The 8,419-nt window shown below is 39.8% G+C and carries 5 protein-coding genes; all 5 read left to right on the top strand.

Annotated features, from left to right (window positions below):
- Window positions 1–288 precede the first annotated feature (288 nt).
- Entirely contained in the window at window positions 289–2,232 is a 1,944-nt protein-coding gene (gene thrS / locus Q0948_RS14810; protein WP_298354507.1) for a threonine--tRNA ligase, read from the top strand.
- Window positions 2,233–2,297: 65 nt separating this feature from the next.
- Window positions 2,298–2,810 carry a translation initiation factor IF-3 gene (gene infC, locus Q0948_RS14805; protein ID WP_262485475.1) on the top strand — a complete coding sequence of 171 codons (513 nt, stop codon included), beginning with the start codon at window positions 2,298–2,300 and terminating at the stop codon, window positions 2,808–2,810.
- 118 nt (window positions 2,811–2,928) lie between these two features.
- Window positions 2,929–3,126: a 50S ribosomal protein L35 gene (gene rpmI, locus Q0948_RS14800; protein WP_021778209.1), complete on the top strand. Its 198-nt coding sequence runs from the start codon at window positions 2,929–2,931 to the stop codon at window positions 3,124–3,126.
- Between the two features lie 121 nt (window positions 3,127–3,247).
- Window positions 3,248–3,592 carry a 50S ribosomal protein L20 gene (rplT, locus tag Q0948_RS14795; RefSeq protein ID WP_021778208.1) on the top strand — a complete coding sequence of 115 codons (345 nt, stop codon included), beginning with the start codon at window positions 3,248–3,250 and terminating at the stop codon, window positions 3,590–3,592.
- A gap of 244 nt (window positions 3,593–3,836) precedes the next feature.
- Window positions 3,837–8,419: IgGFc-binding protein (locus Q0948_RS14790; RefSeq protein WP_298354500.1), on the top strand; the 4,583-nt coding region annotated here is incomplete at its 3' end.

Raw genomic sequence — 8,419 nt, 5'->3', positions numbered from 1 at the left:
TTAAACAAACATTTATAAGAACTACCGCTCACATTTAAACGGACGGCAAAGATACACAGAAGTTCAAGTCTGACAAGAAAAATGTGAAATATTTCTAAAATCGCTCTCAAAAACCCAACTACAACAGCTATTAAAACCATAGAACGCTGATATACTATTAATTGAACACAAAACACCTTTCGCGAAAGCGTAAAAAACTTTGTCCTATATATAATGTAAAACAGATTACCTAGTTATTGTAAACCTACATCGAACATCCTATCTTTGCTTCTTATAAATAATCGAACTATGATCAATATCACTTTGCCAGATGGCAATGTAAAACAGATAGACAAGGGAGCTACTCCTATGGATGTCGCAAAGAGCATCAGCGAGGGGCTGGCGCGCAACGTTATTTCTGCAAAATTTAATGGGGAGACCGTAGAGACCTCTACCCCACTTACAGAAGATGGATCGATTACCTTATTTACCTGGAATGATGATGAAGGGAAGACTGCTTTTAGACACTCTTCTTCTCACGTGCTTGCTCAAGCTATATTAAAGTTATACCCTGGGGCAAAACTTACTATAGGCCCAGCTATAGAAAATGGTTTTTATTATGATGTTGATCTAGGTGATCAAACTATTTCTGATAAAGACTTTAAGAAGATAGAAGATAAGATGCTCGAGATTGCTCGTGGAAAGCACGATTTTAAAATGCGATCTGTAACAAAGCAAGAAGCTCTTGACAAATATAAAGGTGAAGGAAATGAGTTTAAGGTAGAACTTATTGAAAATCTAGAAGATGGCACTATCACTTTTTGTGATCACGACGACTTTACAGATTTATGTCGCGGGGGACATATACCTAATACAGGTATCATAAAAGCCGTAAAGATTATGAGTGTTGCTGGTGCATACTGGCGTGGTGATGAAAACAAACCACAACTTACTCGTGTTTATGGAACTTCTTTCCCAAAACAAAAAGATCTTAAGCAATACCTAGAACTTCTAGAAGAAGCAAAGAAGCGTGACCACAGAAAACTAGGGAAAGAACTAGAACTATTTACTTTCTCACAACGAGTAGGTCAAGGTTTACCTTTATGGCTACCTAAGGGAGCTGCTTTACGTGAACGTTTAGAAAACTTCCTTAAGGCTGCACAAAAGAAACAGGGTTACGAGATGGTGGTATCACCACATATAGGACAAAAAGAACTATATGAAACATCTGGCCACTATGCAAAGTATGGAGCAGACAGTTTTCAACCTATACAAACACCTAACGAGGGTGAAGAGTTTTTACTCAAACCTATGAACTGCCCTCACCACTGTGAGATCTATAACAGTCGCCCGTGGAGTTATAAAGAACTACCTAAGCGCTTTGCAGAGTTTGGAACCGTATATCGCTATGAGCAGTCTGGAGAGCTACACGGTCTTACGCGTGTAAGAGGATTTACTCAAGATGATGCACACATATTCTGTACACCAGACCAGCTGGATGAAGAGTTTATGAAAGTAATAGACTTGGTTCTTTATGTTTTTGGCTCACTAGGGTTTGAAGACTTTACAGCTCAAGTCTCTTTACGTGATCCAGAAAATCCAGATAAATATATAGGAGAAGACGAAAACTGGGTAAAAGCAGAAAGTGCCATTCTTAACGCTGCAAAAGCAAAAGGGCTTAACTATGTTGTTGAAACTGGTGAGGCAGCATTTTATGGACCTAAGCTAGACTTTATGGTAAAAGATGCCTTAGGTCGCAGCTGGCAACTAGGGACTATACAGGTAGATTACAACTTGCCTGAGCGTTTTGAATTACAGTATAAAGGCAGTGACAATGAGATGCACAGGCCGGTAATGATACACCGCGCCCCTTTTGGCAGTATGGAGCGATTTGTTGCTATATTATTAGAACATACGGGTGGTAATTTCCCACTTTGGCTTATGCCACAGCAAGCTACAATTCTGACATTGAGTGAGAAATATGAGAAATATGCTCAGAATGTATTAAATTTGCTAGAAAATCACGAAATTCGCGCTCTTATAGATAACCGAGGCGAGACTATGGGTAAGAAAATACGGGAAGCAGAGATGCAAAAACTTCCGTTTATGCTTATTATAGGAGAGCAAGAGGAAAAAGATGGCACAATATCTGTAAGAAGACACGGTGGTGAGGATTTAGGTAGTATGACTATAGACGCTTTCGCGAAAATTGTATCTACCGAGATTGCATCGACAATGAAAACATTTGATTAAGTTTAATTTAAAATAGAAAAGCCATAGCAATACGTAGAAAAAGATCGAGAGGTCCTGCAAGGATCATTAAGGAAGACCAACACAAAATCAACCAAAAGATACGTGCAAAAGAAGTACGTCTAGTGGGAGACAATGTGGAAGTAGGGATTTACCCTATCCAAAAAGCACAAGCACTAGCTAGCGAACTAGAGCTAGACCTTGTTGAAATATCACCTAACGCTGCTCCGCCAGTTTGTAAGATTATAGACTATAAAAAGTTTGTATACGAGCAAAAGAAGCGTGAGAAGATAATGAAGGCAAAAGCCTCAAAAGTGATAATCAAGGAGATTCGTTTTGGTCCTAACACAGATGATCACGACTACGAGTTTAAAAAGAAACACGCAGAGAAGTTCCTTAAAGAAGGAGCAAAACTTAAAGCGTATGTTTTCTTTAAAGGTCGTTCTATCATCTATAAAGACAAAGGAGAAATACTACTTCTTAAACTAGCTCAAGAGCTAGAAGAGTTAGGAAAAGTAGAGCAACTCCCAAGACTAGAAGGAAAGCGTATGACAATGTTCATCGCACCTAAAAAGAAATAAATACAATACAGACTCGAGTGTAACGCAAGATCTGTAGTTATTATAAAAACCCTCCTACTCAATGAGTAAGGAGGGTTTAGTAAGAAAATAAGTGAGATAATTTAAAAAATAGGAACAGATGCCTAAAATGAAAACAAAATCCAGTGCTAAGAAGCGTTTTAAGCTTACCGGAACTGGTAAAATCAAAAGAAAGCACGCTTTTAAGAGTCACATTTTGACAAAAAAATCTAAGAAGCGCAAGCTAGCTCTGACGCACGACGGTCTTGTACACGAAGCAGATGAGAACAATGTTAAATTGATGCTTAACCTTAAGTAATCACTTTAACCGGTTAAAACAAATTATTTTTAAACCCTGGAGTATGGCCGTCTCGCCGCTTAAGAGCGAGATACACAAGAGCACACAGTGTGTGTCGCCTGCTACAAAAACACATTAAATTATGCCTAGATCAGTAAATTCAGTTGCTAAAAGAGCCCGAAGAAAAAAGGTGATGAAGCAAGCCAAAGGATACTTTGGAAGACGTAAAAACGTATGGACAGTTGCAAAGAATGCAGTAGACAAAGCAATGTCTTATGCATACAGAGACCGTCGTCAGAAGAAAAGAAATTTCCGTTCATTATGGATTACTCGTATTAATGCGGGTGCTCGTATGCACGGTATGTCTTATTCTCAGTTTATGGGAGGAGTTAAAGCAAATGGAATCGAGCTTAACCGTAAGGTGCTTGCAGACCTTGCTATGAACCACCCAGAAGCGTTTGAAGCAATAATTAATAAAGTAAAGTAAGGCGCAAGCCTCATTTAATAATACATCTCACTTATATAAAATCCCGCTCAAAAGAGCGGGATTTTTGTTTTTAAACTCATTTACTTACGGTGTTTACTTCTATAGTTTACAAGAGTGTTTACGCTTTCGCGAAAGCGTAATACAACACCATACACCTCCAAAAGCAGACAATTACCTCCACTCTAGTACCCTGATAGTCAAAATATCACTATTTTTAAGGCACACCTTATACCAACTAGAGGTTATGAAAATTCAAAACTACGCCCTACTTATAGTACTCACGCTATGTACACTTCCTGTATTTGCACAACTGGGTAGCACTCATTACATACCGCCTGTACACGCGAGAGACGTGGGAGGACAAGATATTACATCTGCTTATTTATATTTTTCTACTCCTTATGATAATCCGGCAACTGCTACAACAGACCCTATAGTTATCACTATAAGCCTAGGTAATGGAACAGTACTAGGGACACAAACCATATCTGCTGGGGCTCCCGCATCTTTTAATATTGGCGCCAATATTCTAATAACTAATACAGAACTTAATCAAGCTTTAAGCACCAAAGGGATAGTTGTAAGTTCTACTGAATTATTTTATACATCCTTAAGGGTTCAATCTTCCTCTGGAAATCATTCTGGTTATCTAACTGGAAAGGGAGCTGACGCATTAGGATCACGCTTTAGAGTAGGTTTATCGCAGTTAAATAGCAATGCGGGCAACCACAGTTTCTTTACAAGTATAATGGCCCAAGAAGACAATACGGTTGTTACTATAAGTGAGTACGATAATGATCTTGTTTTTGAACCCAATATAACTACGGATTCACCACTAGTAATTAATCTAAACGCGGGAGAAAGCTATACAATTACTGGATATTCAAGTTTAGTTAATACTGCAAATGCCGAAGGATTTATAGGTGCACTTATACAGTCTGATGACGCACATCCTATTGTTGTAAATGTAGGTAACTTAAATAGTAATGAACCCACAAGTAATATTGCTAATGGTAGTGATATAATGATGGATCAAATCGTGCCTGAGAACCTCGTAGGTAGTGAGTATATGCTTGTAAGAGGTAATGGAAATGATCTTCTAGAGCGAGTTCTTGTAGTAATCACGCAAGACAATACAGATTTATATATTAATGGTTCGGCTACGCCAAATTTTACTTTAGGTACTGCTGGTGATTACATATTTATAAATCAAGCTAATCTATTTTTACCTGATGATGGCTCTGCACATCGCAATATGTTTATTGAAGCAAGCGAGAGTAAAGGCATTTATGTTTATCAATTTATAGGAGGTAGAGCTGGAGCAAATGACCCTACCATTCCGGATGTGCCAGATGCCACTCCAGGTATGATATTTGTGCCACCACTAAGTTGCTTCTTTCAAAACGATGTGAATGCTATACCAAGTGTAAATGAAGTTTCACCAATATTTGATCAGTACGTAGCTAATGTATTTATCACATCTAGAGTAGGTAATACAGTAACCCTTAACGGAACTACATTAGACCCTGCTACCGCTCTTGCAAATCCAGGTACAACAGAATGGGAAACATTTAATATATCTATGCTCACAGATGACATAGCTGTTGTAGCCGATGGCCCTATAGCTATAGGTTTAGTAGGAGCAAATAACAGTGCAGGATTTGGTGGCTACTACTCAGGATTTGCTGTAACACCAGAAGATACAGATACAGATATATGTACTGCCGCTGGACCCATAAATCTTCTGGAGCGTTTTGATGGTAATCCTCCCACGGGAGGGACTTGGACACCTCCTTTAGATAGTGGTACAGATATTTTTGACCCTACTACAGATCCCATATCTAATCCCTCACTCATATATAACTACGTTGCTGTGGGCGATTGCGATCCTATAGATGTTGATATCACAATAACCCTAGTAGATAATCCTTCTATTGATGTTATAGATGATCTTACTGCTTGTGAAACTTTTACACTCGCTGACCCTGCTACCCTTTCGGGAAATTTTCTCAACAACCCACAATATTACACAGCTCTACAATCTGACCCTACTGCTGCGCTTATAGACTGGACAACTCCCATCACCACAACAACCACTGTATTTGTTTATGATGAAAACCCCGCAGACCCAGATATGTGTCCAGATGAACTGAGCTTTACCGTAACTATTACAGATGAAGCAATAGCAAACCCTGTTCCACCAGTACGTATATGTGATGATAATACAAATGATGGTACCGCGATTTTCAACTTAGAAATGTTGACCGAAAGTATCATTTTAGGTACTCAAAGCGCTTCAAATTTTACAGTAAGCTGGCACGCTACAGAGCAACAAGCTATTGATAATGTAATGCCTTTTGTTACTCCTACTGCTTATGACACAACAAGCACAACCATTTACGCTAGAATAGAGAGTAACTCTAGTGCTATTTGTTTTGACACTACAGGTATTGACCTTATAGTAGACAGTCAACCCACAGCAAATACAGTTCCTACACAAAACATTTGCGATGATAGCTCTGCAGATGGAATAGAAAACTTTGACCTAACAACCCTTAACAGTATTATTTTAGGAACTCAAAGTGATACATTATTTAATATAGACTTCTATCCCACTCCTACTGATGCTTCTTCAGAAACTAATCTAATTACAACTCCTACTAATTTTACTGTTACCGGCACAGAAACTATTACTGCCAGGATAGATAATGTAAGCAACGATAACTGCGCAGATTTTACAGACATTACTTTAACTATTATACCGCAAGCTACAGCTACAGACCCTGGATCGTATATAGTGTGCGATGACAGTGCAGATGGAGATGACACAAACCAGTTTACTACCTTTGACTTATCTACACTAGATGATGATATTCTCAATGGTCAAGATCCTACAATTTTTACTGTTACATATCACGATAATCCAGGAGATGCAAATGCAAACAATGATGCTCTACCCACCACATTCATTAATACTGACGCAGAAGTACAACCTATCACGGCAAGAGTTTCAAACACTCAAAACGATGCCTGCTTTGCTATTGTTACTTTTAATATAGTTGTAGCACCTTTACCCGTTATAAACTCTCCTGTATCACTAAGTCAGTGTGATATTGATCAAGATGGCTTTGCGTTCTTTAATCTAACAGAGGCACAAGTGTTATTAAGCAGTGATTCCGAAAATGAGACATTTCTATATTATGACCTTAGTGGTGCTGCAATAGCTAATCCTACAGCGTACACAAACCAAATACAAAACAACGAATCCGTAAGCGTTACTATTTCTACCGTAAATGGATGTACACGTCAGGCTCAGATTGATCTTGAGGTAGATACTTCAGAGATTCCTGATACTTTTCAATTAGAATATTTTGAGTGTGATACAGATAGTGATGGTCAGTCAGTATTTGATTTTTCTGATGCTACAGCACAAGTGCTAGCTTTATTCCCTGCGGGACAAATGCTTACTGTAAGCTACTACGAAACCCAGCAAGAAGCAGAAACAGAGACCAACCCTATCACGGCAACTATTGATGCCTATACAAATAACCTCACCTATACAGATGCAAATGGACAGCAAGGCATCTGGGTACGTGTAGATGGCGATACCGCAAACGACTGTCGTGGTCTAGGGATACACGTATTACTCAATGTGGAGGCTAACCCCACATTTTTACCCAACATCTCTTCACTTGAAGAATGTTCACCTATCGCAAATGCTGCCCAATTTGATCTAACCGAGAACGATGCCCAGATTACGGGCGGTGATTCTAATATTATAGTTACTTATTATGAAAACGTAGGAAATTACACAGCGATGAATGCTATTGCTAACACAACTGCTTTTTCAAACAGCAGCAACCCTCAGACTATTTATTACAGTCTGGAGAATGCCACTACGGGTTGTACTACGTTTGATTTTGTCAACCTGGCAATGAACTTTGAGCTCATTGTAAACCAAAACCCTGTGCTCACCACACCTACCGAGCTTCAAGTTTGTGATGATGATGGTGTGATAGATGGGCTTACCACGGTAGACCTCTCTTCAAAAGATATTGAGATCACGGGTGGTTTTGATGCAAACCTTACCATCACCTATCACCTAGACCAGGCTGGGGCCGATGCTGGTGATGCAAGTATTCCAGACAAAACAATGTTTACAATGACCACCAACCCTCAGATCGTGGTGGCTCGTGTGACCGATAATACCACGGCTTGTTATGCAACGGTAAACCTTACTGTGCGTAGCTTCCCAGTGCCGGTACCCGTAACACCTGCAGATTATGAGGAGTGTGATGATGATAACGACGGAGTTTTTGACTTCTTCGTGCTCTCCTCTAGAGATGCCGAAATCACCGGTGGTGACCCAACCCTTACCGTAGCCTATTACCTCACCCAGGCAGATGCAGATAATGCACCAGTAGGTCAGGAGCTTGATGCTATGATGTATATCAACAATGAGCCTTTTGAGCAAATTGTGTATGCTCGTGTCTTTAACGATGCCGGTTGCTATAGCACCACACCGCTTACCCTGCGTGTGCTCAACACCCCGATGCCCAACCAAGATGCGCTTCCATACGCCTTGTGTGATGACGATACCGATGGGCTTCAGCTATTTGATTTAAGCACGCAAGAAGCTAATATTTTAGGCGGCTTAGACCCTACAATGCATACGGTGGAGTGGTTTTCTTCACTCGCTTCCGCGGAAGCTGGTACTCCTGCCATTGCAACTCCTACTGCTTATACGAGTAATACCGCTACCGTATATGCCCTAGTAACCGACACTGCACAGATGACCACTACAATGACCTTCTGTAGTAATATTGT

The organism is uncultured Dokdonia sp., assembly GCF_947496725.1.
In the GTDB taxonomy this organism is placed as follows: Bacteria; Bacteroidota; Bacteroidia; order Flavobacteriales; family Flavobacteriaceae; genus Dokdonia.
Note: the sequence above shows the minus strand (reverse complement) of the source record. Positions and strands in the feature narration are given on the sequence as shown.